A 26797-nucleotide genomic window follows, 5' to 3' on the forward strand; every position below is an offset into this window, starting at 1 on the left:
GGTCATCTTCCGTAGAAAGCTTCGCTGCGCACCACACGGCCCGCGCCGTCGAAATCCATGAATTCACTGGCGCGGGCCTCGCCCAGCTGCCACCACACCGTGAGGCGCGCGATCGTCGCGTCCCAGCCCCAGCTCAGAATCTTCAGGTCGGCGCTCTTGATGTGGCCATAGGCCTTCTGCCAATAGGCGCGGATGTTCTCGGCCCCCGCGACGACCGGAGAACCGGTCAGCGTCAACGCCAAAGGACTGCGCATCTGTGCATCGTCGGCAAAATGTGCAACGACCGCGTCGATATCGACCTTGCACCAGCTTGCACGCCAGGCCGCGACGAAGCGCTCGGCGGCCTCGCGATCCATTTTCGTTGCGCTCATGACGCTGCCCTCCCCGGCTCGTTGCCGGGAAAATGGCAAAGTCGCCCTCTCATGTCAACTACATTGACATTAAGATCTGTCAGTTGCCGTCGGCGATCGTGCCCATGACCGCCATCCACGCCGCAGCGCCCGGTGCTCCGACGCGATCAAACGCCTCGCGCAGGACCTTGCGCTCGTGATCCGAGGCCTTCTGCTCGATCCGTCGTCCGGCTTCCGTCAGGCGAAGCAGCTTCGAGCGATGTTGCTCGGGTGCTCGCTTCGAGGTCAGAAGCTTGCGCTCCAGCAGCAAATTGAGCGGCCGATTGAGGGCCTGCTTGGAAATGCCGAGGACTTCGATCAGCGAGCCGATCGCGATGTCCGGGCGGCGTGCGACGACGTAGAGGATACGGTGGTGCGGACGCGACAAACCCTGCTTCGCCAGATATTCGTCGGCCTCCAGCGTCATGCCGCGCCAGCCGTAATACATGAGCTCCAGCGCAGCATCGAGATCGTGCAGCTTGGGAAGCGAGGCTCGGTGCAGCCCCGCGGCTTGGGAGGTCTTTGCCATGATCCGATTGCGTTGAAGTGAAAACCTAGCCCTTCGCCCGCAGCTCGCGCCGCAGCACCTTGCCCGTCGCCGTCATCGGCAGCGTCTCGGCGAACTCCACGAAGCGGGGATATTCGTGCGCGGCGAGTTGCACCTTGACGAACTCCTGGATCTCGCGCGCGAGTGCTGCGCCAGGGGCAAAGCCCGGGCGCAGCACGATCCAGGCCTTGATCGATTCGGTGCGGATCGGATCGGGAATGCCGACCACCGCAGCCATCGCCACCGACGGATGCTTCATCAGCGTGTGCTCGATCTCGGACGGGCCGACACGATAGCCGGCGGTAGTGATGACGTCGTCTTCGCGGCTGACGTACCAGAAATAGCCGTCCTCATCCTGCACGCCAAGATCGCCGGTCAGCAGGAACTCGCCGGCATATTTCTTCGCCGTCGCCTCGGGATTGCGCCAGTATTCGATCATCGTGCAGGGGCATGGCTGGCGCACGCCGATGATGCCACGTTGTCCTCTCGGCTGCTCTTCGCCCTTGTCGTTGACGATGCGGACATCGAAACCCGGTGTCGCCTTTCCCATCGAGCCCGGGCGGATCGGGAAAAGGTTCGAGTTGCTGCCGATCACGAGATTGCACTCGGTCTGGCCGAACACTTCATGCGCATCGATGCCGAAGGTCTCGCGCACCCAGCCGAGCAGTTCGCCGCCGAGGGATTCACCGCCGGTAAAAATGCTGCGCAGTTTCACACCGGAATGCTTTACGCCGGCCTGCCGCATCAGCTTGAGCGCGGTCGGCGGCAGGAAGACGTTGCGGACGCCGAGCTCGGCCATCATCTGCATCGCCGCCTGCGGTTCGAATTTTCGGGCGCGATGACCGACCAGCGGAATGCCGTGATACCAGAACGCGAACAGCCCGTTGACGAGGCCGCCGATCCAGGCCCAGTCCGCCGGCGTCCACATGAGATCGCCGGGGCGCGGCAGGAAGTTGTGACACATCTCCACATTCGGCAGATGGCCGAGCACGACGCGGTGCGCGTGCAGCGCGCCCTTCGGATTGCCCGTCGTGCCCGAGGTGTAAATGATCAGTGCGGGATCGTCGGCCGAGGTGTCGACCCGCGCGAAGTCGGGCGATGCGGCCTTGACTGCATCCCAGAATGATTTCGTCCCCGCCGGCGCGCTTTCGCCGACGACATAGACGTTCTTCAGGTCCGGCAGGCGATCACGGATTTTTGCCAGTTTCTCCCAGCCCGCTTCGTCGGTAACGATCGCCTTGGCCTGCGAGTTCGAAAGACGGAATTCCAGCGCGTCTTCACCGAACAATGCGAACAGCGGAATCGAAATCATCGCCGAACGGAGCGCCGCCATGTGCGCGACCGGCAATTCCAGCGATTGCGACAGGAATACCGCAACGCGGTCGCCGCGCGCAAGGCCGTCGGCCTTCAGGACATTGGCGAAGCGGCGCGACATCTCCGCGACCTCGTCGAAGGAAGTGCGCATGGTAGCGCCGTTCTCGTCGACATAGACCAGCGCGAGGCGGCCGGTCCCGTCGGCATGGCGGTCGCAGCACGCCTCCGCCATGTTGAAGCGCGCCGGGACGTCCCAGCGGAAATTGCGGTAGAGTTCGTCGTAGGTGGCGGCTTCGGTGAGCATGGTCGTTTCCCGGCAGCGGCGTCATGGCCGGGCTTGTCCCGGCCATTCACGTTCTTGTTTGGCCCTGAGTTTAAGGGCGTGGATGACCGGGACAAGCCCGGGCATGACGGAGAGAGCGTTTCACCGCACCGTCGCGAAGAACTTCCTGACATCGCGCACGAACAGCTCCGGCTGCTCGAATGCGGCGAAATGACCGCCCTTCTCCATCTCGCTCCAATGCGTGATCTTGGAGAAGTTCGGCTCCATCCAGCGCCGCACCGGCGTGATGATCTCCTTGGGGAACACTGCAACGCCTGTGGGCACGTTGACCTTCGGCGTCGTCCGGCGCTTGCCGAAGCTCTCCCAATACAGCCGCGCCGATGACGTCGCCGTCTCCGTCGCCCAATAGAGCATGACGTTGTCGAGCAGTTCGTCCTTGCTGAAGATGTTCTCGGGATGGCCGTCGCAATCGGTCCAGGCCCAGAATTTTTCCAGGATCCAGGCCGCCTGCCCGCTCGGCGAATCCGTCAGGCCATAGCCAAGTGTCTGCGGCCGCGTCGATTGCTGTTTTGAATAGCCGGAATCGAGATCGACATAGTGCTTGAGGCCGGCGAGCGCGCGCTTCTCCTCCGGCGTCGGCTCGCCCTCGACCTTCGGCGCGGCGTTGAAGGCGAGCGTGATGTGGATGCCGGCGCAGTGCTCCGGGTCCTGCCCGCCGAGCGAGGTCGTCACCGCCGAACCCCAGTCGCCGCCTTGCGCGCCGTAACGTGCGTAGCCGAGACGGTCCATCAGCCCGGCCCAGGTTGCAGCGATGCGATCGACGCCCCAGCCGGTGGTCTTGGGTTTGGCCGAGAAGCCGAAGCCCGGCAGCGACGGGCAGACAACGTGGAAGGCATCCGCGGGATCGCCGCCATGCGCGGCGGGATCGACCAGCGGCGCGATCACTTTCTGGAATTCGACGATCGAGCCGGGCCAGCCATGGGTGATGATCAGCGGCAGTGCCGACGGTTCTTTCGAGCGCACATGCAGGAAGTGGATGTCAAGCCCGTCGATCTCGGTGGTGAACTGGTCGAAGCGATTGAGCTTCGCCTCGCGGGCGCGCCAGTCATAGTCGTTCGCCCAATAGCCGCAAATCTCCTTGATCCACTTCAGCGGCGCGCCCTGGCTCCAGTCATCGACCAGTTCGGCCTCGGGCCAGCGCGTGCGGGCAAGACGCGATTTGAGATCGGTGAGGATGTCCTCGCTGATGGCGATGCGGAACGGCTTGATGGCGGTCATCGGTTGCCTCCCCTTGTTCTTTTTGTCATTCCGGGGCGCGCGAAGCGCGAGCCCGGAATCCCTTAAGCAAGGGATTCAGCGGCGCGATGGATTCCGGGTCCGACGCTTTCGCGTCGCCCCGGAATGACGACCTAGCCCGTCAGCGCAGCCTTCACCAAGCCGCTGGCCTTGCCGAAATCCATCTGCCCGGCGTATTTCGCCCGCAACATTGCGATCACCTTGCCCATGTCCTTCATGCCGGCGGCGCCCGTCTCGCCGATCGCATCGGCGATCGCTTTCTTGACCTCGTCATCCGACATCTGCTTCGGCAGGTACGCCGAGATCACCGCGATCTCCTCGCGCTCTTGCGCGGCGAGCTCGGCGCGGCCGCCCTTTTCGTAGAGTGCGACCGACTCCTGGCGCTGCTTGATCATCTTCTGAAAGACGCCAAGCAGGTCGGCATCGGAGAGCGGCGGCTTGCCGTTGCCGCGGGCTTCGATGTCGGCGTTCTTGATGGTGGAGTTGACCATGCGCAGCGTGGAGAGCTTACGCTCGTCCTTGGCCTTCATGGCCTCCTTGACCGCATTGTTGATGTCGTCGCGCAGCATGATCGTGATCCCTTCGCATATCCGAGGCCTGATCTAGGCCGTTCGCGCCCCTGAGACAACCTGGGTTTGAAGCCATTCGGCCAGCGCCCGCGCCGTCGCCTCGGGCTGCTCCGGCTGCGGCAGATGCCCGCAACGGTCGAGGATCACCAGCCTCGCGCCCGCAATGCCCTCCGCCATCTCCTTCGAGAATGCATTGGGAATGGTGTTGTCCTGATCGCCCGTCAGCACCAGCGTCGGGCATTTGATCGTCGCCAGCGTGGGCCGCGAGTCGACGCGGGCGATGATCGCGGTCTGTTGCCGGAGATAGCCTTCCACGCCGACATCCTCGCCCTGCTCGTCTACCAGCCGGCGAATGCCGGAATCGTCGCGGCGCGAGGGATGCACCAGTTCGGGAAACATCTCCTCGCGTGCCGCGCGCAGCTCGCCGCGTCTCGCCCGCTCCATCAGGCCGCGGCGGCGCGCGGTCGCCTCAGGCGTATCAGGCCGCGCCTGGGTGTTGATGAGCGCGAGCTTGACGACCCGCTCGGGCGCCTGGCGCATGATCTCGAGCGCGATGTAGCCGCCCATGGAATGGCCGGCGAGCGCGAAGCGCGGCGGCGCCTCGCTCAGGACCCGGCGGGCGATCGCCGCCATGCTGTCGTCGCGGATATGATTGGCGACCATCACCGGGCCGAACCGCCACAGCACCGGGATCACCGGGGCATAAATCCGGGCCGAGGACGCCAGCCCCGGAACCAGCAGGATGGGGACGGTCTGGTCCATTATTGCCTCGCAAGCCCCAGGATTTGCCGGAAATTATTCCCGGCAAGCTTAAGTACCTGAGACCACCTGTCAAATATGCAAAAACGCATGTGAATCGGCGCATCTGCGCTTTGACGGCGGCGCTCGCGGAGACTATGAAGCGGGCTCATGACACAACATGAAAACGATACCGCCTGGCCGGACCATAAACCGACCGCGCTCCTTGTGCTCGCCGATGGCACGGTGCTCGAAGGCTTTGGTCTTGGCGCCGAAGGCCATGCCGTGGGTGAAGTCTGCTTCAACACGGCGATGACCGGCTATGAGGAGATCCTCACCGATCCCTCCTATGCCGGGCAGCTCATCACCTTCACCTTCCCGCATATCGGCAATGTCGGCACCAACGACGAAGATATCGAGACGGTGAACATGGCCGCGACGCCCGGTGCGCGCGGCGTGATCCTGCGCACCGCGATCACCGACCCTTCGAACTACCGCGCTACCAAGCATCTCGACGCCTGGCTCAAGGCGCGCGGCATCATCGGCCTGTCCGGCATCGACACCCGCGCGCTGACCGCGCTGATCCGCAGCAAGGGCATGCCCAATGCCGTGATCGTGCATTCCAGGACCGGCGAGTTCGACCTTCATGGTCTGAAGGAAGAAGCCCGCGAATGGCCGGGCCTCGAGGGCATGGACCTCGTGCCTATGGTCACCTCCGGCCAGCGCTTCACCTGGGACGAGACGCCCTGGCTGTGGGACAAGGGATTTGGCCGGCAGGACAAGCCGGAGTTCAACGTCGTCGCCATCGACTATGGCATCAAGCGCAACATTCTGCGCCTTCTCGCCGGCGTCGGCTGCAAGGTGACGGTGGTGCCGGCGACGACCTCGTCGGAGGAGATTCTGGCGATGAAGCCGGACGGCGTGTTCCTGTCGAACGGCCCGGGCGATCCGGCCGCGACCGGCAAATACGCCGTGCCTGTCATCCAGGACGTGATCAAGTCGGGCACGCCGACATTCGGGATCTGCCTCGGTCACCAGATGCTCGGCCTCGCCGTTGGCGCGAAGACGAAGAAGATGCATCAGGGCCATCACGGCGCCAATCATCCCGTGAAGGACGAGACCACCGGCAAGGTCGAGATCACCTCGATGAACCACGGCTTTGCGGTGGACGAGAACACGCTGCCGAAGGGCGCGACGCAGACCCACATCTCGCTGTTCGACGGGTCCAATTGCGGCATCCAGCTCGACGGCAAGCCCGTGTTCTCGGTGCAGTACCACCCCGAGGCTTCGCCCGGCCCGCGCGACTCTCACTATCTGTTCCAGCGCTTCGCCGATCTGATGCGGCAGAAGAAGAGCGCGTAAGTCCAAAAGACGCCGGCGGACGAGACCGCCGGCTATCCGTCACGGACGCATGAACATGAAGTCCGTGTCGGGATCGCAATTCTCGGCGATGAAGCGCAGCTCCGCCTGGATGTCGGCAACCGATCTCGTCTCGAGATATTTCGAAATCACGAGGCTGAGCAGGGCGCGGCAGACCGCTTCGTGTCCGAGGCCGGCCGTCTCGGCCTCGTCGACGGCGGCGGAAAAATGACGCTGCGCAACGTCGGATGCGTACATGGCGGTCCCCCTCTTCGATCCGGGTTGCGTGCCCCTGAATAGCCGCCTGCGCCTTGATCTCCGTCAAGCCGGCGTGCGGACTGGTGCCAGGAACAAGGGGGCCTGTGCCGTCTTGAGTCCCGGTCGATTGCTACCGGAGCCCTGTCATGTCCGTCGTCCGCGACAAGGCCGAGCCGCTCGCCATCTCGTTTGAGGATGACGGGCTCGTGCCGAACAACGTTCTCCCCTTCCTGGTCTACCAGGGCGCGGTGACGCTCGATCCAAAACGTCCTGAAGAGACCGTCGAAGACCTGTTTGGCGTTAACGGCTGGGGCGGAATGTGGCGCAACGGCGTCTACGATTATCTGCATTATCATGCGACCGTGCATGAGGCGCTTGGCGTCGCACGCGGCCGCGCTCGCGTGCGCTTTGGCGGCAATCGCGGCCAGGAGCTGGAAATTTCCGCCGGCGACGTCGCGATCCTGCCCGCCGGCACCGGGCACCAGCTCGTGTCCGCGGCCAAGGATTTCTGCGTGGTCGGCGCCTATCCGCCCGGCTCGAGAATGCAGATCACGCGCCCGACGCCGGAGAACCACGCGAAGGCGTTGAAGACGATTCCTGCAGTGAGGCTGCCGGAGACCGATCCAGTGACGGGGGCCAACGGTGCCCTGGTCAGATTGTGGCGGCGCGGCTGACCGTGCGGCCGAACGGCTCAATGCCGTGCGATGCCCGAAACTGTTGCGAGAAACAAGCTTAACCACACGCATCGCGCGACGGAATGGCGTCACGAATCAAATGACCACCATCACTGTCCCTCGTTTCCCGCTCGTGCTAAAGTAGCACCCTGGAGTTCGCTCTCCTGCCGCTGGCCCGACATTTGATTCCGGCGGCGTCTCGATCCTGCAGACGCCAAGTGGCGTTCATTGCCGCAGGTCTTCTTGCATACGCGACGTCTCTCGCGCGGCTGCGCGAACGCTTCGAAGTCGAAAACCTCCAACATGACGAAGATGAGGCCTCAACCACGACCGTACACATCAGATTAGGAGAATTGGATATGTTCCGGGAAATTCTGACCCTGACAATGTCTATTTGCCTGGGCGCGGCAGCCATGCCCGCCGCGCTCGCCCAAGGGGCGCAAGCAATCACAGAGCAGGAGGCGCACGCGATCGCGGTGGACGCCTATGTCTATTTCTACCCCATCATAACCATGGACGTGTCGCGGAAGCAGTTCACCAACGGAACAACCGATTTCAAGGGGCCGATGAACACCTTCGTCAACGTGCCCGAGTACCCGCCGGCAGATTTCAAAGGTGTCGTGCGCTCCAACTTCGATACTTTGTATTCGGTTTCCTGGGTGGACATGACCAAGGAGCCCGTCGTCATCTCTGTTCCCGATACCGACGGGCGATATTACCTGCTGCTAATGCTCGATATGTGGACCGATGTCTTTGCATCGCCGGGCTGGCGGACGACGGGCAGCCAAGCGGGGACTTTCCTGATGACGCCCGCTGGATGGAGGCCGGATTTGCGCGACAGGTTTGCGGAGGAGTTCAAGCTTCCGAAGAACACGCAGCGGATCGAAGTACCTACGCCGTATGTCTGGGTGATCGGCCGCACCAAGACGGACGGACCGGCAGACTACGATGCCGTTCACAAGATCCAGGCCGGTTACAAAGTCACGCTGCTTTCCGAATATGGGAGGTCGCCGAAGCCGGTCGAATTCAAGCCGGACCCGAGCATCGACATGAAGACGCCGCCAAAACTCCAGGTCGATAGCATGACGTCTGGCATCTATTTCGCCTATGCCGCCGAGCTGCTCAAGCTTCATCCGCCTCATGTCACCGATCAGCCGATCATCGCGCGGATGCGGAGAATCGGCATTGAGCCCGGCAAGAGCTTTGATATCAGCAAGCTGGATCCGGTGGTGCAACGCGCGATGGAAACCGCGCCGCAGGGCGGACAGAAGCTGATGGCATGGAAAGTGCCGACGCTGGCACGAGTGGCGAATGGCTGGTCGATGAACACCGACACGATGGGCGTTTACGGCAACTACTATTTGAAGCGGGCTATCGTCTCGCAGATGGGGCTGGGTGCCAACCTGCCCGAGGACGCCATTTATCCGCTCAACCTCGGTGACGAATCCGGCAAGCCGCTCGAGGGCGCCAACAGGTACACCATCACATTCGAGAAAGGCGCCACCCCGCCGGTCAATGCCTTCTGGTCGATCACCCTGTACGATCAGGAAGGATTCCAGGTCGGCAACATCCTGAACCGCTTCGCCGTGAGCAGCTGGATGCCGTTCAAATACAATGCGGACGGTTCGCTCGACCTGTACTTCCAGAACGACAGTCCCGGAAAGGACAAGGAGGCCAACTGGCTGCCGGCACCGAAGGGGGCCTTCAATCTGACCATGCGGCTTTACAGCCCGAAGTCGGAGGCGCTCACCGGAAAATGGAATCCGCCGCCGGTCGTGAGGACGCAGGGCACGGTTGGCTTGTCGGCGCAGTAGGCGCGCTGCAGCGGACACTTGTCAGACCACCGTCGTTCCGGGCCCGCGCCAATGCGCGCCCGGACGACATCGTCGAAGCATTGCGACGAAAGCTACGCCTCGTTGCCGCCTTCCTGACGGGTGGCTTCGAACAGGAACCAGGTGCGGCGCTCGGTGTCGTCGATGAAGTTCTCGAGCAGGCTCGCGCTGGCGACGTCGCCGGCATCGTCGCAGACCTCATGAGCCTTCCGCATCGCCGCGGCGACGTGCTTGTTGTCCTGCATCAGCTCGCGCAGCATCTCGCGCGGCGGGACGTAGTCCTCGTCGTTGTCCTTGATGGTCTGGAGCTTTGCGACCTGGCCGATCGACTTCAGCGTCGTGCCGCCGATCTTGCGGACGCGCTCGGCAAGCTGGTCGGTGGTTGCGAAAATCTTGTCGGACTGCTCGTCGAGCAGCAGATGATAGTCGCGGAAATGCCGGCCGCTGATGTGCCAGTGGAAATTCTTGGTCTTCAGATAAAGCGCGAAGGCGTCGGCCAGAAGCACGTTGAGCGCCTCGGAAACCTTCTTGACCGCCTGGGGCGACAGATCGGTGGGGGTGTCGAGGTCGGGGGAGACCTTGCTGGGGGCTTTGCTCACGGGAAACCTTCCTGTTAGGACGCGGACATTGACGGCGCGCCGCCGCACCCCTAACGCAGACAGGCAGCGCCGGTTCCAGTGCAGGAACCGTTTGGCCGGGACGTCGGATATCATGGACGATTGGATCGATTACTACGACTCCACGCACACGATCTATGTCAGCAAGCTGCATCGCGATTTGCACTTCCAGATCATCGCGCGGGACATCATCGGCTACATCACTTCGCCCGAGGCAACCGTGCTGGACTACGCCTGCGGCGAGGCGCTGTCGGCGAGCCAAGTGGCGGCCGCCTGCGGCAAGCTGATCCTCGCCGAACCCGCGCCAGGCGTGCGCGGCCGGCTGATCGCGCGGTTTGCCCCGAACACGAAAATCCGCGTCCGCTCGCTCGACGACGTCCGCAAGATGCAGGACCAGTCGATCGACCTCGTCGTGATGAACTCGGTCGCGCAATACATGACGCCGGAGGAACTCGATGACGCGCTCCGCAACGTCCGGCGATTGCTGACCCCGTCGGGCAAGCTGGTGCTCGGCGATATTCTCCAGCCCAATGTCGGCATGTTTAGGGATGTGATGGCGCTGCTCAGCTTCGGCCTGCGCCACGGCTTCCTCAAGGACGCGCTGATCGGACTGATCAGCACCGCTCTATCGGACTACCGGCATCTGCGAACACGCATCGGGCTGCAGCGCTACAGCGAGGACGAAATTACCGCTAAGCTCAAAGCGGCGGGCTTCGCAGTCCAGCGCGCGCATACCAATATCGGCCATAATCGCTGGCGCATGACCTTCATCGCGCGGCCGCCTCTGGTGCGTTAAGCATAACCACCACCTGAGGTGGCTTGTCGCACCTCGATCGGACATGATCTCCGCGGCCCGGTGGCGGAAGCGTCTACGCGAGAGCAGTGCATCGCTCTTCATCCTGGTTCAAATCCAGGCCGGGTCTCCACGCTTCGCCCCTGCGGGGCTACGCGTGGCGCAGCCCCGCAAGCAAAAAGCTCGCAAACAACCCCATGCACAGTAGCCGGCGATGGCCGGCGTGCCCCGCGTTGGATCTTCTGAAGGCTTTGATGCGGCAGGCAAATCAGCGGCCGGCGCGCAATCGACTCAGTTCGGGTCCGCAGCGACCATTTCGCACCCGGGCAACAGCTGAAGCCGGTCGGCGTCCCTGGCCGCGGAACTTAGCACCGCGTCGAGCAGCCCCGGGAAGCGCGCATCGAGGTCCTCGCGGCGCAGCCGCATGAAACGGTTTGTGCCGGCCACGCGCGTCTGCATGACGCCGCATTCGCGCAGTCTGGCGAAATGATAGGCGAGGTTCGACTTGCCGCTGAGCCCGTTAAAGTCGCCGCAGCGCAATTCGCTGCTGACGCGTTCCTGCTGGGCGAGCTGGTAGACGATCGCGAGCCGGATCGGATCACTCAAGCAATCCAGAACCATCGGCAGCTCGATCTGCTCGCGCGCGGGATGATGGGGTGTACGACTCATAGTGCAATCATAGCGATGCGGCCGGCATGTTCAATAGTTCTTGAACTAATTGACATTAGCAGGCTACCATTCAATAGTTCAATGATTATTGAACATAGGAATGACGGGCATGAGCGTGTTCTGGCTGGCGGTCGCGGCATTTGCGATCGGGACGGAAGCCTTCGTTATCGCAGGCCTGCTGCCGACGATCGCGGCCGACCTGCAGATTTCGGTGCCGGCGGCCGGGCAGCTGGTCAGCGTCTACGCGCTCACCTATGCCGTGGGGTCGCCGATCCTCGCCGTAACCCTCAACAATATCGACCGGCGCACGGTGTTGATGCTGGCATTGTCGGCCTTCATCGCCGGCAATCTGCTGGCGGTGGCCGCCTCCGGGTTTGCGCTGCTGCTAACGGCGCGGATGCTGATGGCACTCGGCGCCGGCCTGTGCATGCCAACGGCGCTCGGTGTCTCCGTGGCGGTCTCCTCCCCAGAACGGCGCGGCCGCGCCGTGGCGCTGGTCACCTCCGGCCTCACGATCGCAACCGTGATCGGTGTCCCCCTCGGCAATTGGATCGGCAGCCTGTTCGGCTGGCGCGCGACCTTTGCCATGGTCGCCCTGCTCGGCGGAATCGCGATGGCGGGCCTGCTTTTTGGCCTGCCCCGCGGCCTGCCGCGCAACACCGCTTCGCTCGCCGAACGGCTGGCCGTAGCGCGCCACCGCAACGTCCTGATCGCGCTGCTCATCACGATCCTATGGGCGCTCGGCGGCTTCACCATGTTCACCTATTTCGCCGTTCCGCTGCGCGCGCTCGGCTTCGATGCCTCGCATATCAGCCTCGCGCTGCTGGTTTTCGGCGCGGCCGCCGCGATCGGGAACATGCTCGGCGGCCTGTTGGCCGACCGGCTCGGCGCCCTCGCCACGGCGGCGCTCGGCCTGACCGGCATGGCCAGCGCGCTTTTCCTGCATTCACTGGTGCTGAAATTCCTCCCCGGCCAGGCGCATTATGCGATCCTGGGCCCGATCTTTCTCCAGGGCGTTTCGGGCTGGGCGTTCTATCCGGCCCAGATCGCCAGCATCATCCGGATCGACCCGCAGGCCTCGATGGTCGCACTCTCGCTCAACGCCTCTGCCATGTATCTCGGCTTCGCGATCGGGGGAGTCTTGGGCGGCGCCGTGCTTGCGGGGTGGAGCCCGACCGATCTCGGCTGGGTCGGCGGATTGAGCGTTTCCGCAGCGCTTCTGGTGCATCTCGCCCGTGGCTGGCAGGCGCGGCCAAAACCCGTCAAAATTGCTGGTTGATGGGCGCTTTTCGGGGTTTCGCCGCCCCGAAAACTGGTCTAAGACCCGTCCGCGCGCGAGGGAGACCACGCGCTCTCGGCCACAGGGGACGCGCAGCAAGCGCGCCCTTTTTTTGTGCCCAAATTCCACTTCGGCGAGAGTTGATGCCCAAACGTACAGACATCACCACCATCCTGATCATCGGCGCCGGCCCCATCGTGATCGGCCAGGCCTGCGAGTTCGACTATTCGGGCACGCAGGCGGTGAAGACGCTGAAGGAAGAGGGCTATCGCATCGTCCTCGTCAATTCCAATCCGGCCACCATCATGACCGATCCGGAATTGGCCGATGCGACCTATATCGAGCCGATCACGCCCGAGATCGTCGCCAAGATCATCGAGAAGGAACGTCACGTCATTCCCGGCGGCTTCGCGCTGCTGCCGACCATGGGCGGGCAGACCGCACTGAACTGCGCGCTGTCGCTGCGCCGGCAGGGCACGCTCGACAAGTTCGATGTCGAGATGATCGGCGCGACCGCTGACGCCATCGACAAGGCCGAGGACCGCCAGCTGTTTCGCGAGGCCATGACCAAGATCGGGCTCGAGACGCCGAAGTCGCGGCTCGCCAACGCCTCCGCGCTGAAGAAATCCTTCCGCGACAAGCACCAGGCCGAGCGCGAGAAGCTGTCGGGCGCGGCTCTGGAAGAGCACGACCGGCAATGGACGCTCGGCGAAGGCGACCGCCGCAAGCGCTACCAGGAATATGCGCTGGGCCAGGCGATGATGGCGTTGTCCGAGATCGGCCTGCCCGCGATCATCCGTCCCTCCTTCACCATGGGCGGCACCGGCGGCGGCATCGCCTACAACAAGGAAGAATTCCTCGACATCATCGAGCGCGGCCTCGACGCCTCCCCCACCAACGAAGTTCTGATCGAGGAATCCGTCCTCGGCTGGAAGGAGTTCGAGATGGAGGTGGTGCGCGACAAGAAGGACAATTGCATCATCGTCTGCTCGATCGAGAATTTCGATCCGATGGGCGTGCATACCGGCGACTCCATCACGGTGGCTCCGGCGCTGACGCTGACGGACAAGGAATACCAGATCATGCGCGACGCCTCGCTGGCGGTGCTGCGCGAGATCGGGGTCGAGACCGGCGGCTCCAACGTGCAGTTCGGCGTCAATCCCGAAGACGGCCGCATGGTCGTGATCGAGATGAACCCGCGCGTGTCGCGCTCGTCCGCGCTGGCCTCGAAGGCAACGGGCTTTCCGATCGCCAAGGTCGCGGCCAAGCTCGCGATCGGCTACACGCTCGACGAAATCGCCAACGACATCACCGGCGGCGCGACGCCGGCCTCGTTCGAGCCGACGATCGACTACGTGGTGACCAAGATCCCGCGTTTCGCCTTCGAGAAATTCCCCGGCGCCTCCACCACGCTGACGACATCGATGAAGTCGGTCGGCGAGGTCATGGCGATCGGACGCACCTTCCAGGAAAGCCTGCAGAAAGCGCTGCGCGGGCTCGAGACGGGCTTGACCGGCCTCGATGAGATCGAGATCGACGGCCTCGGCCAGGGCGACGACAAGAACGCGATCCGCGCCGCGCTCGGCACGCCAACGCCGAACCGGCTGCTCCAGGTCGCGCAGGCGATGCGGCTCGGCTGGTCCAACGAGGAGATCTTCAACTCCTGCAAGATCGACCCGTGGTTCCTTGGCGAGATGCGCGGCATCGTCGACATGGAAGAGAAAATCAAGAAGAGCGGCCTTCCCAGCAATGCCTTCGGCATGCGCACGCTGAAGGCCATGGGCTTTTCGGACGCGCGTCTCGCGGTGCTGGCGCAGATCGCGGATGCCGACGTCACGGCCAAGCGTCACGCGCTGGGCGTTCGCCCGGCGTTCAAGCGCATCGACACCTGCGCGGCCGAATTCGCCTCGCCCACGGCCTACATGTACTCGACCTACGAGTCGCCCTTCGCCGGCACCGTCGCCGACGAGAGCCAGCCTTCCGACCGGAAGAAGGTCATCATCCTCGGCGGCGGCCCGAACCGCATCGGCCAGGGCATCGAGTTCGACTATTGCTGCTGTCACGCCTGCTTCGCGCTCGCCGATGCCGGCTACGAGACCATCATGGTCAACTGCAACCCGGAAACGGTGTCGACCGACTACGACACCGCCGACCGGCTCTATTTCGAGCCGCTCACGGCCGAGGACGTGCTGGAGATCATCGCGACCGAGCGCACCAACGGCACGCTGCATGGCGTGATCGTGCAATTCGGCGGCCAGACGCCGCTGAAGCTGGCGCGCGCGCTGGAAGCTGCCGACGTGCCGATCCTCGGCACTTCACCCGACGCCATCGACCTTGCCGAAGACCGCGACCGCTTCAAGCGCGTGCTCGACAAGCTCCGCCTCAAGCAGCCGAAAAACGGCATCGCCTATTCGGTCGAGCAGGCCCGCCTGGTCGCGACCGATCTCGGCCTGCCGCTGGTGGTGCGCCCGTCCTACGTGCTCGGCGGTCGCGCGATGCAGATCATCCGCGAGGAGAACCAGCTGAGCGACTATCTGCTCGGCACGCTGCCCGAGCTGGTGCCAGCCGACGTCAAGGCCCGCTACCCGAATGACAAGACCGGGCAGATCAACACGGTGCTCGGCAAGAACCCGCTGCTGTTCGACCGCTATCTCTCGGACGCCACCGAAGTCGATGTCGATTGCCTCTCCGACGGCAAGGACACCTTCATCGTCGGCATCATGGAGCACATCGAGGAAGCCGGCATTCACTCCGGCGATAGTGCCTGCTCGCTGCCGCCCTATTCGCTCGACGCCAGGATGATCGAGGAGCTGGAGCGCCAGACCCGCGAGCTCGCGCTCGGCCTCGACGTCGTCGGCCTGATGAACGTGCAATACGCCATCAAGGACGGCGATATCTACGTGCTCGAGGTCAATCCGCGCGCCTCGCGCACGGTGCCTTTCGTCGCCAAGGTGGTCGGCACGCCGGTCGCGAAGATCGCCGCGCGCATCATGGCCGGCGAGAAGCTCGCCGACTTCAAGCTGAAGAAGGCGCAGCTCAAGCATGTCGGCGTCAAGGAATCGGTCTTCCCGTTCGCGCGCTTCCCCGGCGTCGACACGGTGCTCGGTCCGGAAATGCGCTCGACCGGCGAGGTCATGGGCATCGACCGCAATTTCGAGGTCGCCTTTGCCAAGAGCCAGCTCGGCGGCGGCACGAGGGTGCCGCGCAAGGGCACGGTGTTCGTCTCGGTGCGCGAGAGCGACAAGACGCGCATCGCCGAGGCCGTTCGCGAATTGCATTCGCTCGGCTTCAAGGTGCTGGCGACATCGGGCACGGCGCGCTTCCTGACCGACCAGGGCATCCCGACCGAGAAGGTGAACAAGGTGCTGGAAGGCCGGCCCCACATCGTCGATGCCATCACCAATGGCGACGTCCAGCTGGTCTTCAACACCACCGAGGGCCCGCAGGCGCTCGCCGACAGCCGTTCGCTGCGGCGCGCGGCCCTCTTGCATAAAGTGCCGTATTACACCACTCTTTCCGGGGCCGTGGCGGCCGCGCAGGGCATCCGCGCCTATCTGGGCGGGGACCTTGAGGTTCGGACCCTGCAGAGCTACTTTTCGGAAACCTGATCGCTAGCGGCGGCGAAGCTTCCGCTAAGTGACTGGCAATGAAGCTACAATGGCCGGAGGAACTGTCCGGCCATGTGGTTGTTCTGTTCCGGCGCCAGCCCCACATAACGGTTCCGGCGGGCATGTATTCAGTCGCCGGAAGCACTGACGAATCAGGGCTGCCGCGCCCACTGTCTGGTCGGGCGCGCGGCCGAAGGACGAGAGAAGAGATGGAAAAGGTTCCGATGACTGCGGGCGGCTTTGCCGCGCTCGGGGAAGAATTGAAGAAGCGCCAGTCCGAGGACCGTCCGCGCATCATCGAGCACATTGCGGAGGCCCGCTCGCACGGCGACCTCTCGGAGAACGCGGAATATCATGCCGCGAAGGAAGAGCAGTCCCACAATGAGGGCCGCATCGCCGAGCTCGAGGACAAACTCGCGCGCGCCGACATCATCGACATCTCGAAGCTCTCCGGCGACACCATCAAGTTCGGCGCCACCGTAACGCTGATCGACGAGGACACCGAGAAGAAGGCCGTGTGGCAGATCGTCGGCGAGGTCGAGGCCGACGCCAAGAAAGGCCGGATCTCCATCACCTCGCCGCTCGCGCGCGCGCTGATCGGCAAGAAGAAAGGCTCGACCGTCGAGGTCAACGCACCCGGCGGCTCCAAGGCGTATGAGATCACCAAGGTGGAGTGGCGGTAAGGATTTGCCGCTGCGGTTATGAGGTTTCGAAAAGGCCGCGCGATGCGCGGCCTTTTTGTTTCGGCGTGTTGCTGTCGCTCCGCGTCATTGCGAGCACAACTCTTTTACCGTCACCCTGAGGTGCTCGCCTCTTCGGCGAGCCTCGAAGGGCGACGGCCGGCTGTTGCCGCACGTGGATGTACGCGGGCCGAGCATCCTTCGAGGCTACCGACGGGACGATCCGCGCCCATCACTCGCGCATCAGGATGACGGAATTGATAGGCCGCGTCGGCGCCCTACCTCCGTCCCTTCACTTCCAGCGGCACGGCGGCCTCGTACTTCGAATTATGCAGCACCAGCGAGGTCCGGACGTTGCGCACATGGGGCGCGGCGGTCAGGTGCGTCACGAAATCCTGGAATGTGGCCATGTCGGGCGCGACGCATTTCAGGATGAAATCGACTTCGCCCGACAGCATCCAGCATTCCCGCACCAGGGGCTCGGCGCGGACGAACTCCTCGAAGGCGCGCAAATCCGCCTCGGCCTGGCTGGAAAGGTGCACAGCGGCGAACACGGTGACGTCAAAGCCCAGTTTTCGCGCGTCCAGCAGCCCACGATAGCCGTGGATGTAGCCCTCCTCCTCCAGTGCCCGGACGCGGCGCAGGCACGGCGGGGGCGAAATACCGACCCGCTTGGCTAGCTCGACATTGGTGATTCGACCGTCGGCCTGGATTTCGGTGAGAATCTTCAGGTCGATCTCGTCTAGGTTCCGCGACACGTGACTGGAACTCCTGGCCTTTATGGCGGTATCGGATGGATTTGGTGCAATCCTCATACCCAGTCGCACCCGCCAGCGCAATTTTATTGCGCGTTCACTTCGGACGACTTTTGTTCCCTGTTGGAAAAATCCGCCGAATGGGAATGCAATTCTTGCATAGCTCACCAGAAGGCTTAGATTAGCTCTGATATTTCAGCGCCACCGCGAGGCCTCCTGGCTCTTTCCGCAACCGCGCTGCAGTTCCCCGTGACAAAGGCGTCCGTCGAAATGTCCGCTCCTGTTCATGCAAAGGTCGTCATTATTGGCTCCGGGCCCGCTGGCTATACCGCCGCGATCTACGCTGCGCGCGCCATGCTCGAACCGATCCTGATCCAGGGCATGCAGGCCGGCGGCCAGCTCACCATCACCACAGACGTCGAGAACTATCCGGGCTTCGCCGACGTGATCCAGGGCCCCTGGCTGATGGAGCAGATGGAGAAGCAGGCGGTCCATGTCGGCACCAAGATCGTCTCCGACCTGGTCATCAAGCTGGACACGACGCAGCGGCCGTTCCGCCTCACCTGCGACAGCGGCGACGTCTATCTCGCCGACACCGTCATCCTCGCCACCGGCGCGCAAGCGCGCTGGCTCGGACTGCCGTCCGAAGCGAAATTCCAGGGCGGCGGCGTTTCGGCCTGCGCCACCTGCGACGGCTTCTTCTATCGCAACAAGGAGGTCGTGGTGATCGGCGGCGGCAATACCGCGGTCGAGGAAGCCCTGTACCTCACCAACCATGCCTCGCAGGTCACGATCGTGCATCGTCGCGATCACTTCCGCGCCGAACGCATCCTGCAGGAGCGCCTGTTCAAGCACCCGAAGATCAAGGTGGTCTGGGACGCCGCCGTCGACGAGATCTGCGGCACCGAGAACCCAAACAAGGTCACCCATGTGCGCCTGAAGAACGTCAAGACCGGCGCGCTCACCGACCTGAAGACCGACGGCGTCTTCATCGCCATCGGCCATGCGCCGGCAACCGAGCTGGTGAAGGACCAGATCAAGCTCAAACCCTCCGGCTATGTCGAGGTCGCCCCGAATTCGACCGCGACCTCCGTGCCCGGCCTATTCGCCGCCGGAGACGTCGCCGACGAAACCTATCGCCAGGCCGTCACGGCCGCCGGCCTCGGCTGCATGGCAGCCCTCGAGGCCGAACGATTCTTGGCCCTGCGCGCCAGCGAGCGCGCGGCAGCGGAATAAAGATCATGCCTCGAACACGCGACGGATTTACGGATATGGATTGGGACAAGCTGAAGGTGTTTCACGCGGCGGCGGAAGCGGGCAGCTTCACGCATGCGGGCGAGCAGCTCGGCCTGTCGCAATCGGCGGTGTCACGCCAGGTCTCGGCGCTGGAGCAGGAGCTTTCGGTCTCGCTGTTCCACCGCCACGCCCGCGGCCTGATCCTCACCGAGCAGGGCGACCTGCTGTTCCGCACCGCGCATGATGTGTTCATGCAGCTGCAGGCGGCGCGCGCCAAGCTGACCGACAGCCGCGAGCGGCCGAGCGGCGACCTCAAGATCACCACCACGCCCGGCGTCGGCATCAACTGGCTGATCCCGCGGCTCGGCGAATTCACCGCGCTCTATCCCGAGATCCGGATCTCGCTGATCGTCACCGACGAGGAGCTGGACCTGTCGATGCGCGAGGCCGATGTCGCGATCCGCACCCGCAAGCCGACCCAGCCGGATCTCATCCAGCGCAAGCTGTTCGCGATGGGCTTCCACGCCTATTGCTCGCCGGACTACATCAAGCGCTTCGGCACGCCGCGCACGCTGGAAGAGCTCGACGCTCACCGCATCATCACGCTCTCGGACGGCAGCTTCGCGCCGCATCTGCAGAACCGCAACTGGCTGGTCGAGGCCGGCCGCAACGGCTCGGGTCCGCGCGAGGCCTATTTCAAGGTCAACAACATCCTCGGTCTCGTGCGCGCCTGCCAGCAGGGCCTCGGCATTGCCGCGCTGCCGGACTATTTGATCGAAGAACAGAGCCGGCTCGTACAACTGTTCGGTGAATCCGATTCGATCCAGCTCGACACGTACTTCGTCTATCCCGAGGAGCTGAAGACGGTTGCGCGCGTGCAGGTATTCCGCGACTTCGTGGTGAGCAAGGCGCAGCGCTGGCCTTCCTGATTTCCGCATGTCTGACATGCGGCTTGGACGCTTGCTGCATGGCGCTCGTCAAGCCCATACTGCTTGCACGCTGAGCCTTCGCGTTGCGCATTTGTCCCCCTCCTCCAGTGGCGCGGGAGTTCAGTAATCCCTCTTGGAAGGTGATTGTGTCGGCCTCACGTGGCCAATACCTCAAGCCGGGCCCTTTGGGTCCGGCTTTTTTTCTGTTCAATCAGGCCTTCGCTTTCCGCGTGTATTGACAGTTTTGGGCCTAGCCAGCATCATTTACAAATGATCACGAAGTCGTGCGCAATCGTTTCGAAAAAAGGCCCCCATCCCGGGGCCTCGGATTTTTGCGCGCGCTAGTATCGACTTCGTCATCGCGAGCCAAATCCCGAAAACCCCGCCACCTGGACGGGGTTTTTTCATGTGCCCTCCGTCTCAGGTTTTTACGAGAAGGAGAACAAACATGACCGGCCTGGAAGATCATTTGCACGGACTGTGGCTGCCGCTGGTGACGCCGTTTCGCGACGGACGTCTCGACGAGACGTCGCTGCGGCGGCTGACGCGGCACTACAGCGCACACGCCGTCGACGGTTTCGTCCTCGGGGCGACCTCCGGAGAAGGCATGACGCTGCGCGATGCCGAGCTCGAACGGCTGGTTGCAGTGGTGCGCGACGAGATGGCGGCCGGACGGCGCTCCGTTCCTGTTTGCCTCGGACTATCAGGCGCCGACACCGCGCGGCTGAAGGAGCGGCTGGATGAAACCGCGGACTGGCCGATCGATGGATATCTGATCGCGAGCCCCTATTACGTCCGGCCGTCGCAGCGCGGCCTGCTGGCGCATTTCGAGGCGCTGGCCGATCATGCCGCCTGGCCGCTGGCGCTCTACAACATCCCCTACCGGACCTCGGTCAACATCACCAACCAGACCTTGCTGCGGCTTGCCGAGCATCCGAACATCGTCGGGCTGAAGGATTGCGGCGCCAGCCGCGAGCAGTCCATCGCGCTGCTGCGCGACCGGCCGAAGGGATTCCGCGTGCTGACCGGCGAGGACGCGAATTACTTCGAGGCGCTCGTCGACGGCGCCGACGGCGGCATCGTGCTGTCGGCCCATGTCGAGACCGCGACGTTCGCGGCCGTGCAGGCCGAGCTGACGCGCGGCAACCATGATGCGGCGCTGGCGCGCTGGCACGAGGTATCCGAGCTGACGCGCCTGTTGTTCACCGAACCGAGCCCGGCGCCGGCGAAGTATTGGCTGTGGCGCAGCGGCCTGATCGACAGCCCCGAAGTGCGCCTGCCGATGGTGGAGACCAGCAGCGAGCTTGCCGCCACGATCGATCGCGAGATCGAGCGGCGGATGAAGGTCGCGGCGTAGTCGCGCTTAACCCTCCCCTGGAGGGAGAGGGTCGCTCCTCATGAAGCGAAGCGGAATGTGGAGCGGGGTGGGGTGACGGTCTCTCCGCATTGAACACAGCCCGCGTTGAGAGATCACCCCACCCCGTCACGCAATCTCGCTTTGCTCGATCGCGTGCCGACCCTCCCCCTCCAGGGGAGGGTCAGAGCCGCCCTTGGTTAACCCCGCCCCAACGGCCTTCGCAGCCGCCGCATGGCGCGTCCACGTCTCGTTTACGAGGTCGCGCCTATCGTTCCCGTTCGAAGTCTTTCAAAAGGGGGAATGACCATGGGGCATCGCACCCGGCCTACGGCCGCGAGCCAGTTCGCGCCCGCCGATCTCTTGCAGGGAATTCTAGTCGTGTCGTCGTTCGGGTTCTGGGCGGTGATGCTCGGCCTGATCCCGGTGCTGCTGGTTCGGGTCTGGCTCGTCGGCTGACCACATCCCGCGCGATGGTTAAACGGAGGTCACGAATGCGCTCCAAATACGCAGGGGATTGCGACCCGGAATTTTAAAACATCGTGCGTATCGTCCACGCTCATAAGCGAAGAAATCGCGGGGGCGTTTAGTGAATAGTCGGAACGAAGTGGCGTCGCATTACGGCGCCGGACAACAGGCCTATCCCACCGAAGAGAGCTTCACCACCGCGGACATCCTCTGGGCCGTCGGCATCTGGTCGGTGATCCTGACGCTGTCGCCGGTGATCGTGTTCTACATGCTGATGGTGGCTTGACTTCATAACACCCCCTGAAACGCAAAACGCGCGGAGCGCCGCGCGTTCTCGCCCGGGGATTGTTGGTTGAAGTTAAGCGGCCTGCTTGTGCATCGCTCCGGATGTCGACGCCGTGCCGCGAATGGCCTTCACCGAACGCTCGATCGCCGCCCACAGCCTTGCGATTTCCTGAGCCGCACGGCTCTCGGCCTGATATTCCCGCGCGCCTTCGCCGTGGCTCAGCGCCATCAGCAGGTCGGTACGGTTGGTGATCTGGCCGCCCCACACCGGTGCACGGAATTTGGCAAGCGCCTCGCGGGCGATGGTGACGATCGGGCTTTCGGATTCGTCGCGGCGCGCCGGAGCACCGTTGAGCACGACCGCGTAGGGCTTGCGCGCCGCGCGGCACATCTGAATCGTTTCCTGCACCGCGTTGACGTCGAACACGCCGGGACGGGCGGGGATCACCACCATGGTGGCGTTGCGGATGGCGTCGTCGACCACGGCCGACAGGTTCGGCGGCGTGTCGATCAACACCCATTCATAACCGTCGCGCTTGGCAGCGGAGACGATGCCGCTGACCGAGTTCACGGCAGCCTTGATCGGCGGCTCGTTGGTGCCACGCAGCTTGTGCCACAGCGTGAGCGAGCCCTGCGGATCCGCGTCCACGAGCATCACCTGCTTGCTCGCCTTGATCTGCGCGGCGAGATGTGCGGCGAGGGTACTCTTGCCCGAGCCGCCTTTACGCGATGCGAAAACAATAACGTTCATACCCTTGGCCTCCAGATTGACCCCAGGCCGCGAAAATGAATCACCTCTCTGATTCGTGAAAGAAAAATTTGTCGGGAGTTGCGTTACGGCCACGAAATAACAAGACGTGTTGGCTTTTGAGTCACACTGCCGCCCGCGACGGAGATACAAACTGCAACGAAGTGCCTTACATGCAGGCATTCATGCGTTTGCCGGGCCGTCATCCACGAAAAACCGCGACGCAACCTCCCCGCGCAAAACCTGCCCGCCATCGCACGCGTCTGGAATTGTCGCAGTCGTCCGCATGCGCAGGCGAACAAAAGGAGTCCAGTGGCTGGCGCGGGGCTGATACCGGGACATTTCGACGCGCGGCGGCCGACACGCAAATGCCCGGGCGGGCCCGGGCATGAATGAGTTTCAGGAAAGGAACGGGTGAAGCGGGCTCAGCCCTCGGTCTTCTTCTTCTTGGTCGCCTTCGGCTTGGCGCTCGTCTTCGCGGCCTTGGGAGCGATATTGGTCGGCTTGCCGGCGCGGGCTTCGGATGGCTCCGGGCCCTGGCGGAAGAACACCTTGCACTGCGGCGAGAGCTGCGCCTTCTTCCGGATCATGCAGGCGGTGATGGCATCGACGTTCGGCACGAACTCGCCGCACAGCCGCATCGCATCGGGCGAGCAGGCCTGCTGCTCCTCCTGCGTGTAGGCAAAGCCGGCGCCGGGCTGGACCAGAGCGGCCAGGGCAAGCCCGAAGACGGCCGCAAGAACGCACTTCTGAAAACGGAACGCCGGCATCGATACCCCCTTGCATGTCGAGTCGGGGCGGAGTGTGGGTGAACGGCGGTTCGTTGGCAACGCGCGGGAATGCGAAAGGCGCGACGTGTGCGCTCTCGGCAACAGGCGGGCGCCCTCCAACACAAAGCCGCGAAAACAACCCCATGCACAGTAGCCAAGCCCAGGCGAAGGCTGCGAATTCCGGAGGCGCCTGCGGATTTTACGAATTTGCCTTTGACACGTCGGGCAAAACACCGGCATAATGCGATCATCGAGAGTTGTGAGGGGTGGCCAGTCCAAGTCCCCGTGAAGCGAGGGGCGCATGGCCACCGTTCTGATCGTCGCGCCGGTGTTCGCCCTGATCGCGGCGGGCTATGCGGCGGTGCTGTTCCGCTTCGTCTCGGAGACCGCGCACAAGGGCATCTCCGAATTCGCCTTCAGCATCGCGATTCCCGCGCTGCTGTTCCGCACCATCGTCGTATCGGAATTCCCCGACGTCAGCCCCTGGCGAATGTGGGGCGCCTATTACGGCGCGCTCGCGATCATCTGGATCGCGGCGCTGGCGATCTCAACGCTGCTGCGCGCGCGCCGCGAAGACAACGAGGACGGCGTCGTGTTCGCGATCGGCTCGGTCTACGGCAACATCGTGATGCTCGGCATTCCGCTGGTGCTCTCGGCGCTGGGCAACGAGGCGGCGGGACCGATGGCGCTGATCCTGTCGGTGAACACGCCACTGCTCTGGCTCTGCGGAATCCTGCAGATGGAACTCGTCAGCCGCAAAGGGAGCGGCTCGCCCTTGTCGGTGATCCGGCCCGTGCTCGCGGATCTCGCGCGCAATCCGCTGATGCTGGGGATCGGCTTCGGCGTGCTCTGGCGCTTCACCGGCCTCGGCCTCAACCCCGTCGTCGACCGGACGATCGAGCTGCTGGCGCAGGCGGGATCGCCGGCCGCGTTGATCGCGCTCGGCATCAATCTGTTCCGGTTCGAGGTGAAGGGCGAGATGCTGAGCGTGGTCGTGCTGTGCGCGCTCAAGCTGCTGGCGATGCCGGCGGCCGCGTTCGTGCTGGCAAAACTGCTCGGCCTGCCGCCGATAGCTGCCGGCGTGATCGTGCTGTTCGCGGCGATGCCGACCGGCGCCAACGCCTACATCTTCGCGGTTCAGTACAAGCGGCTGGTGAACCCGGTGTCTGGCGCGGTGGCGCTGGGCACGCTGCTGGCGGCGGTGACGTTGCCGGTGGTGGTGATGGTGGTGGCACGTCTCAACTAGGCCGCCAGACAGGTCGTGCTCGCCGGGATCAACGCAGTCCCAGGAACGACAGAATGACGCCAACCACCACGACGAGACCGACGATATAGATAATTCCGTTCATTGTTCAGCTCCTCAGCGTTGTCTGTCCCTGCCGTAGTGACAAACCCCTTGGATACCGAAAAGGTCCGCGCGCAAATTGCCGATTTTTCCCGAATGAAGGAACGAATGGCCGCTCTGCCGCTTCTGAATCCGGAACTATTCGACGGGAGAGAAATCGATGCGGGCCTGGCACCAGATCGCGAGTGCGACGACGACGATTGCATTTTCGATTTGTCTCTTCATGGCGTCGCAGATGTACGTGACCTCGCGCGCATCCGCGGCCGAATCCGCAACCTTGCAAGTGATGAAGCTGCGAAACGCGGGATATCGCGCGCTGCACGCGCATTGAGCCGGCCCCGGATGTCGTTTGCCATATCGCGTGGACGGCTATGTGCGACTGGGAGATCGCGAGGCGCTGCAGACGCTGCGAGCCCACCGTGCCGCGATGCTGGACTCGGCGAAGGCCATCCCCGGAATGGACACCAGCAGGACGATTGCCACGCTCGCGGAAGACATCGAGATCATCGATGCCGGGTTAGCTCGGCTGAGCCCTCAGCGCGAGCAGCAGGAATTCGCACCCGCGGGGCTCAATCCAATCCGGGAGGCGGGCGTCGGGTACGCCTCGCAATCGCGGACTGCGGTCGCACCTCCTAACCATCGTTAAGTCGGTTTAGTCAAGGCAAGAGCCTTCTTCTGCCGAGCGAGGAATTGAGCTGGTTCGTGAGGTGCTGACTGAACGAGATGTCCGAGGGCGTATATCCGTTGGGGCCAGTCGGCCCAAAGGTCAGCAGCAATTCATGCGTCCGCGTTCGGTTCACATTAAGTATCGGCGTCCCTCCTCCAGAGAGCGGAATGAGCTTGAATTGAGGACTGACACCACCACTCGATACCACTACGAACTTCAGATCGTAGCTATAGACATCGACCTTTTCGGGCTTCTTGTCGCCCATTGGCTTCGATGAATAAAGCAGATCCGCGGCCATTACGTGATCCCGCAAAAACCTCTCGATTCCCAGATCTGACTTCACGAACAGCGAGCTCATATTCTGATCGATTGGCCAATCCACCACATCGCACATCTTCTTGTTTTTGCCCGGACCAGCGATGTTGGCGACGCCCCAATAAGAATAGGTCGTATCCGTACGCGTCGCCGTCGATGACAGCTCGCCCGAAAGGCCGACGCCCCAGCTGCGACCGATCGAATTGCCGGATTCCATTCCGTCCGTCAGCGTGCGGTTGTAGGTGAGGTTGGGAGTGACGGCCGAGCTTTCCGCGATCGTCAATGTCATCTGCAGTTGGACACCATAGTCCGACGGTATCGCCGGCCCAAAGCTGGTCGGAATCTTGTTGACCTCGCGTATGGCCCTAATGGTCTCGCAGAAAATGTTGCGCTTGATGTTGAACACCATGTCGGTGCCGATGTCCTGGGCCTCCCACCCCTCGGTGAGCCTGGGTGGCGTAAAGCCACAACCGGCAAGCGGGATAGTTAGGATGAGCGCCATTGCGGTCGTCCTTGAGGAGAGATTGGACATTTTGCGACGCCTCAATCGGGCAGCTTGACGCCGGAATCGGGCTGGAGCCGCTTCAGCAGTTCGGTTGCTTCGCCTCGCGGCAAGGACTTGATGGTCACTTCAAAGCCCGGATCGTTCTTCTTTACGACCAGTGCGCCCTGATCACCGGCCGACTTGGCGAGCTCAGGAAGCAGTTCGCTTGGCACATCGCCAAGCATAAAATCAAAATTGTCGCCGGACTTCATGATGCGGAGCGCATCGATCTTTGGGTAACACAAGTTTCCCCATTGTCTTTCATCAGGCAAACACGGTGGTGGATGAGGGGGCATGTTCTTCTCCTGAGTATGTCTCCTTTGCAATAGGTACAATCAGGCCACGGACCAAGCGTCCCATGCAAGCACAAGTAGCGTATCAAAGTTCAAAATCTTTAGTTGTCTCTAAATTACAACACACCTCTTAACTACTGCAGGTAACCCGAGCCCTCTAGAGCGGGCTATAGAATTACTCCC

General features: G+C 63.3%; 28 protein-coding genes. 14 read left to right on the forward strand and 14 right to left on the reverse strand.

What is annotated here, in order from left to right; all coding sequences use genetic code 11:
• Positions 1–2: 2 nt before the first annotated feature.
• The 6 genes from FNV92_RS29735 to FNV92_RS29760 form a co-directional block, all read right to left on the reverse strand.
• Positions 3–371 (reverse strand): YybH family protein, encoded by a 369-nt coding sequence (locus tag FNV92_RS29735; protein ID WP_143843426.1) that lies wholly within the window; start codon positions 369–371, stop codon positions 3–5.
• A gap of 79 nt (positions 372–450) precedes the next feature.
• Positions 451–918: a MarR family transcriptional regulator gene (locus FNV92_RS29740; protein WP_143843425.1), complete on the reverse strand. Its 468-nt coding sequence runs from the start codon at positions 916–918 to the stop codon at positions 451–453.
• Between the two features lie 25 nt (positions 919–943).
• Positions 944–2554, reverse strand: coding sequence for an acyl-CoA synthetase (locus FNV92_RS29745; RefSeq protein ID WP_143843424.1), 1611 nt, complete (start codon positions 2552–2554; stop codon positions 944–946).
• Between the two features lie 120 nt (positions 2555–2674).
• Complete coding sequence (locus FNV92_RS29750; protein ID WP_143843423.1) at positions 2675–3811, reverse strand: epoxide hydrolase family protein; 1137 nt, start codon at positions 3809–3811, stop codon at positions 2675–2677.
• Positions 3812–3942: 131 nt separating this feature from the next.
• Positions 3943–4398 carry a GatB/YqeY domain-containing protein gene (locus FNV92_RS29755; RefSeq protein ID WP_143843422.1) on the reverse strand — a complete coding sequence of 152 codons (456 nt, stop codon included), beginning with the start codon at positions 4396–4398 and terminating at the stop codon, positions 3943–3945.
• A 33-nt stretch (positions 4399–4431) separates the two neighbouring features.
• The gene (locus FNV92_RS29760; protein ID WP_143843421.1) at positions 4432–5160 is read right to left on the reverse strand and encodes an alpha/beta fold hydrolase; all 729 of its coding nucleotides are present in this window, start codon (positions 5158–5160) and stop codon (positions 4432–4434) included.
• A 147-nt stretch (positions 5161–5307) separates the two neighbouring features.
• Here FNV92_RS29760 and carA point away from each other — a divergent pair, with 147 nt between their 5' ends.
• The gene (carA, locus tag FNV92_RS29765) at positions 5308–6498 is read left to right on the forward strand and encodes a glutamine-hydrolyzing carbamoyl-phosphate synthase small subunit (protein ID WP_015688429.1); all 1191 of its coding nucleotides are present in this window, start codon (positions 5308–5310) and stop codon (positions 6496–6498) included.
• Between the two features lie 39 nt (positions 6499–6537).
• Here the strand turns inward: carA and FNV92_RS29770 are convergent, their stop codons facing one another.
• Entirely contained in the window at positions 6538–6753 is a 216-nt protein-coding gene (locus tag FNV92_RS29770; RefSeq protein ID WP_011090107.1) for a hypothetical protein, read from the reverse strand.
• A gap of 146 nt (positions 6754–6899) precedes the next feature.
• On the opposite strand from FNV92_RS29770, the gene FNV92_RS29775 reads away from it, so the two are divergent.
• Both FNV92_RS29775 and FNV92_RS29780 read left to right on the forward strand, forming a co-directional pair.
• Positions 6900–7427 carry a cupin domain-containing protein gene (locus FNV92_RS29775; protein WP_143843420.1) on the forward strand — a complete coding sequence of 176 codons (528 nt, stop codon included), beginning with the start codon at positions 6900–6902 and terminating at the stop codon, positions 7425–7427.
• A gap of 359 nt (positions 7428–7786) precedes the next feature.
• A complete protein-coding gene (locus FNV92_RS29780; RefSeq protein ID WP_143846170.1) occupies positions 7787–9241 on the forward strand; it encodes a DUF1254 domain-containing protein in 1455 nt (484 codons plus the stop codon).
• 92 nt (positions 9242–9333) lie between these two features.
• On the opposite strand, the gene FNV92_RS29785 is transcribed toward FNV92_RS29780, so the two are convergent.
• On the reverse strand, positions 9334–9858 hold the full coding sequence (locus FNV92_RS29785) for a Dps family protein (protein WP_143843419.1): 525 nt from the start codon (positions 9856–9858) through the stop codon (positions 9334–9336).
• A 112-nt stretch (positions 9859–9970) separates the two neighbouring features.
• Here FNV92_RS29785 and FNV92_RS29790 point away from each other — a divergent pair, with 112 nt between their 5' ends.
• The gene (locus FNV92_RS29790) at positions 9971–10672 is read left to right on the forward strand and encodes a class I SAM-dependent methyltransferase (protein ID WP_143843418.1); all 702 of its coding nucleotides are present in this window, start codon (positions 9971–9973) and stop codon (positions 10670–10672) included.
• Between the two features lie 288 nt (positions 10673–10960).
• Here FNV92_RS29790 and FNV92_RS29795 read toward each other — a convergent pair whose 3' ends face one another.
• Positions 10961–11338, reverse strand: a complete 378-nt coding sequence (locus FNV92_RS29795; protein ID WP_143843417.1) for an ArsR/SmtB family transcription factor — start codon at positions 11336–11338, stop codon at positions 10961–10963.
• Between the two features lie 109 nt (positions 11339–11447).
• On the opposite strand from FNV92_RS29795, the gene FNV92_RS29800 reads away from it, so the two are divergent.
• The 3 genes from FNV92_RS29800 to greA all read left to right on the forward strand — a co-directional run bounded on the left by FNV92_RS29800 (position 11448) and on the right by greA (position 16908).
• Positions 11448–12617, forward strand: coding sequence for an MFS transporter (locus tag FNV92_RS29800; RefSeq protein ID WP_143843416.1), 1170 nt, complete (start codon positions 11448–11450; stop codon positions 12615–12617).
• A gap of 143 nt (positions 12618–12760) precedes the next feature.
• Positions 12761–16225: a carbamoyl-phosphate synthase large subunit gene (gene carB / locus FNV92_RS29805; RefSeq protein ID WP_143843415.1), complete on the forward strand. Its 3465-nt coding sequence runs from the start codon at positions 12761–12763 to the stop codon at positions 16223–16225.
• Between the two features lie 209 nt (positions 16226–16434).
• Entirely contained in the window at positions 16435–16908 is a 474-nt protein-coding gene (gene greA, locus FNV92_RS29810; RefSeq protein ID WP_015688438.1) for a transcription elongation factor GreA, read from the forward strand.
• 275 nt (positions 16909–17183) lie between these two features.
• On the opposite strand, the gene FNV92_RS29815 is transcribed toward greA, so the two are convergent.
• Complete coding sequence (locus FNV92_RS29815; RefSeq protein WP_008135853.1) at positions 17184–17663, reverse strand: Lrp/AsnC family transcriptional regulator; 480 nt, start codon at positions 17661–17663, stop codon at positions 17184–17186.
• A gap of 267 nt (positions 17664–17930) precedes the next feature.
• Here FNV92_RS29815 and trxB point away from each other — a divergent pair, with 267 nt between their 5' ends.
• From trxB to FNV92_RS29840, 5 genes are all read left to right on the forward strand, one after another.
• Positions 17931–18896: a thioredoxin-disulfide reductase gene (gene trxB / locus FNV92_RS29820; RefSeq protein ID WP_143843413.1), complete on the forward strand. Its 966-nt coding sequence runs from the start codon at positions 17931–17933 to the stop codon at positions 18894–18896.
• 5 nt (positions 18897–18901) lie between these two features.
• On the forward strand, positions 18902–19825 hold the full coding sequence (locus FNV92_RS29825; RefSeq protein WP_041748541.1) for a LysR family transcriptional regulator: 924 nt from the start codon (positions 18902–18904) through the stop codon (positions 19823–19825).
• Positions 19826–20273: 448 nt separating this feature from the next.
• The gene (locus FNV92_RS29830) at positions 20274–21182 is read left to right on the forward strand and encodes a 4-hydroxy-tetrahydrodipicolinate synthase family protein (RefSeq protein WP_143843412.1); all 909 of its coding nucleotides are present in this window, start codon (positions 20274–20276) and stop codon (positions 21180–21182) included.
• Between the two features lie 306 nt (positions 21183–21488).
• Positions 21489–21638, forward strand: coding sequence for a hypothetical protein (locus FNV92_RS29835; protein WP_015688442.1), 150 nt, complete (start codon positions 21489–21491; stop codon positions 21636–21638).
• A gap of 130 nt (positions 21639–21768) precedes the next feature.
• Positions 21769–21933: a hypothetical protein gene (locus FNV92_RS29840; protein ID WP_143843411.1), complete on the forward strand. Its 165-nt coding sequence runs from the start codon at positions 21769–21771 to the stop codon at positions 21931–21933.
• Between the two features lie 72 nt (positions 21934–22005).
• On the opposite strand, the gene FNV92_RS29845 is transcribed toward FNV92_RS29840, so the two are convergent.
• The gene (locus FNV92_RS29845) at positions 22006–22683 is read right to left on the reverse strand and encodes a ParA family protein (protein WP_015688444.1); all 678 of its coding nucleotides are present in this window, start codon (positions 22681–22683) and stop codon (positions 22006–22008) included.
• Positions 22684–23105: 422 nt separating this feature from the next.
• The gene (locus tag FNV92_RS29850) at positions 23106–23450 is read right to left on the reverse strand and encodes a hypothetical protein (RefSeq protein ID WP_143843410.1); all 345 of its coding nucleotides are present in this window, start codon (positions 23448–23450) and stop codon (positions 23106–23108) included.
• Positions 23451–23751: 301 nt separating this feature from the next.
• Between FNV92_RS29850 and FNV92_RS29855 the strand changes: the two genes are divergently transcribed.
• Positions 23752–24696, forward strand: a complete 945-nt coding sequence (locus tag FNV92_RS29855; RefSeq protein WP_143843409.1) for an AEC family transporter — start codon at positions 23752–23754, stop codon at positions 24694–24696.
• Between the two features lie 448 nt (positions 24697–25144).
• On the forward strand, positions 25145–25441 hold the full coding sequence (locus FNV92_RS29860) for a hypothetical protein (protein WP_143843408.1): 297 nt from the start codon (positions 25145–25147) through the stop codon (positions 25439–25441).
• A 10-nt stretch (positions 25442–25451) separates the two neighbouring features.
• Here FNV92_RS29860 and FNV92_RS29865 read toward each other — a convergent pair whose 3' ends face one another.
• Both FNV92_RS29865 and FNV92_RS29870 read right to left on the reverse strand, forming a co-directional pair.
• On the reverse strand, positions 25452–26309 hold the full coding sequence (locus FNV92_RS29865) for a hypothetical protein (protein ID WP_143843407.1): 858 nt from the start codon (positions 26307–26309) through the stop codon (positions 25452–25454).
• A gap of 11 nt (positions 26310–26320) precedes the next feature.
• Positions 26321–26617 (reverse strand): hypothetical protein, encoded by a 297-nt coding sequence (locus FNV92_RS29870; RefSeq protein ID WP_143843406.1) that lies wholly within the window; start codon positions 26615–26617, stop codon positions 26321–26323.
• Positions 26618–26797: the final 180 nt, after the last annotated feature.

This window comes from Bradyrhizobium cosmicum (assembly GCF_007290395.2).
GTDB classification, from domain to species: Bacteria; Pseudomonadota; Alphaproteobacteria; order Rhizobiales; family Xanthobacteraceae; genus Bradyrhizobium; species Bradyrhizobium cosmicum.